This window comes from Succinimonas sp. (genome assembly GCF_045225735.1).
Taxonomy (GTDB): Bacteria; Pseudomonadota; Gammaproteobacteria; order Enterobacterales; family Succinivibrionaceae; genus Succinimonas.
Genome location: NZ_JBGVBR010000390.1, coordinates 1 through 2534 on the forward strand (window position 1 = coordinate 1; position 2534 = coordinate 2534).

A 2534-nucleotide genomic window follows, 5' to 3' on the forward strand; every position below is an offset into this window, starting at 1 on the left:
GCCACCTCCAGCATCACCGCCGGAACCCCCACCAGAATGAGACAGAGGATATACACCGCCACAAATATGCCGCCGCCGTTCTCCCCGACGATATACGGAAAACGCCAGACATTGCCGAGACCGATGGCGCATCCGGCGGAAAGCAGGATAAAGCCCATGCGGGACTTGATCTTTTCAGCGGCGGAGGGGGCGCTGTTTTCAGAAACCATTTCGATTATTTCCCATGAACAACTGCAAAAACAGGCGTTATTTTACCCGAAATCAGTCCGGGCCGCTGTTTTGGATAGTTTTGGATAGCTTTTGACCTTAATTTATTGAGGTGTTACACCCTAGCAGTATTTTATCATGGTTCAGTCCGTAAGATTTTCGATAACGGCGTCTATGTCTTCAAGAGTCACACCAGTCAGATTAAGGATTCTTTTCTGCAATTTGGTTGGCAAATATCGACGGGCATACGTTCCTGTTAACAAATCCTTATCGGCTCTGATCTCTTCCAGCAAATCCACCACAGCCGGAATGCTGTTCCTTTTCTTTTCCCGCAGGCGTGCTGTTTCCGTTTTTGTAAAGAGCTGCGTCCTTATGACGGAAGCAACAAACCAAATCAGATTTTTCGCTTGCATTGAATTTTCGGAGTGAACTCCGATTTTATCCATGCCAAGCCAGCTTTTTAATGCTCTGAAAGTCTTCTCAACACCGTCTCTTCTGACAAGGGTTTCGATCGTCTCCGCAGCCGTCATTTCCTGATCGGAAACGTACACAATATAACCGCAGCATTTGTGAGCTTTATCGATAGCCGCCGAATTCCTTTCGAATGAATCAATCACATATGCCGGCACGCTGGCAGTCTTTCCTGATCCTCTTCCGCGCTGATTAACTTTTAGTGTGCCATCCTCATGACAGGAGATGTTAAAGTATTTGCGATACCCCTTAAGATTTTCACCTGTCATGCGGGTTCTCTTTTCCATATTTTTCTTCAGGTTATTCGCCTTTCCAATCAGATCGTTTTCCAAAGCGTATCGGTGGCTTGTTTCCAGTTCAGAATCCCACACAATATGGAACCAGCTTTCCTTTTCGTCATCCAGGAAGATTTTCTTCTTTACAGTCAGTGCGAACTTCCCATTTTTCAACATGAAATTGGCAGATTTTTTGACTTCGTCAATATGATTATCGAGAACCTCATTGGTGATATCCATGTTCTTTTTCAGCAAAAAGATAAATCCTATTCCCTTGTCCCTGAGGTCTTTGATATTGTCATATGAGACATACCCACGATCAGCTATGACCGCAATGCTGATGTTATCTTCGGTGTTTTTGTTTCGTTCCTGATGCCTTTGTTTCGACTTTTTTAGCTCGCTGAGACAGTCAAACATATTTGCCGCCTCACTGATGTCATTGATTGAGCCGGGATACACGTTAAAAGTTATTGGAAGCCCGTCTTTTTGGCGAATCACATATTCCGTATTCACCTGCTCTTCTTCAGGATCATCTTTTGCGTGTCCCTTCTGAACAAGAAACACTCCCTTCGCCCGGGAGTTTGTATTTGTGGAGTCATAACACACAAAAACACGGCCATCTCCAAGAGCCACAGGAGCCCAGGAATTTTTGAATTTATTGATGAGAGACAGCGATATCTCCTTTTCAAAAGCGCTGATAAAGCTGTCGCTCCGGATGCTATCTGAGAAAATAGCATGGCTGGCGGCCCAATGCGGAAAATGCTGCATCACTGCCGTTTCACCGGAAATCATGTACATCGCCAAATCCATGATTAACTGGGTGTTTTCTGTTCCGAATACATCCAGAAGGACATCATACAATCCGGACTCTTCCGCCAGTTTGTCTGCCACTGCATACAGCCCCACTGAAATGCAGTCAAACCTTTGCGGGTATTCCTTGCGCGCAGTGGAAGCTTTGCCGGCCTGAGTATTTTGCGAAGAACCTTTATTTGAAGGAAAGAGCTGGTAGTAAGTCGGGTTTGCGTACATGCGCCGATCCTTTTTCCAGTCACTGCCCGGACATAAAATCACACCGATGCATTCCTTTTTATGGTCTGCTCTTTTTCCGGTTCCGTTGGCCTTATCTACCCAGGTAGTAGTGGCGTTCCAGTAAACATACCCCTTCGCCGTCACAGAAACGCTCTTGGGAATGCCCACAATATTGTCTTCAGTCTTCGCAATTCTGCCCATAAATCAGCCCCCTTTGCTAGGGTATATTCTACACCCTAGCAAAGGGGGCGTCAACAACTTTTATGCAATTTTTTTCATACTATGGGAAACCGCATGACACAGCCATTTTGGTGTGTCAGGTGTATTTGAATAATGGGGAAAACTAGGGGATAACTCTCAATAAATTAAGGTTTTGAACGTATTTTCAGAGTCTGCAAAGGCCCGGGCAGATGCCTCTCCCTGACTGGCGTCTCAGCGCTGAAAATAAGGGAACTCCAAAGCATCACCCCCCAAAAAAGAAAACCGGCTTTCCGCGCCGGCTCAGACATGTCTGCTGGTCAGGGCTTTTTGGTGACAGGATCCCAGCAGAAT

The 2534-nt window shown here is 45.9% G+C and carries 1 protein-coding gene and 1 pseudogene; both read right to left on the reverse strand.

Going from position 1 to position 2534, the window contains the following annotated elements:
- Nucleotides 1-209, reverse strand: a pseudogene (locus tag ACJROR_RS13925) (sodium-dependent transporter); the annotation flags it as partial.
- A 141-nt stretch (nt 210-350) separates the two neighbouring features.
- Complete coding sequence (locus ACJROR_RS13930; protein WP_406547630.1) at nt 351-2183, reverse strand: transposase; 1833 nt, start codon at nt 2181-2183, stop codon at nt 351-353.
- Nucleotides 2184-2534 lie beyond the last annotated feature (351 nt).

Coding starts and splice junctions, on each gene's coding strand:
- ACJROR_RS13930 (WP_406547630.1), bottom strand. CDS start 2,183: ATGGGCAGAATTGCGAAGACTGAAGACAATATTGTGGGCATTCCCAAG.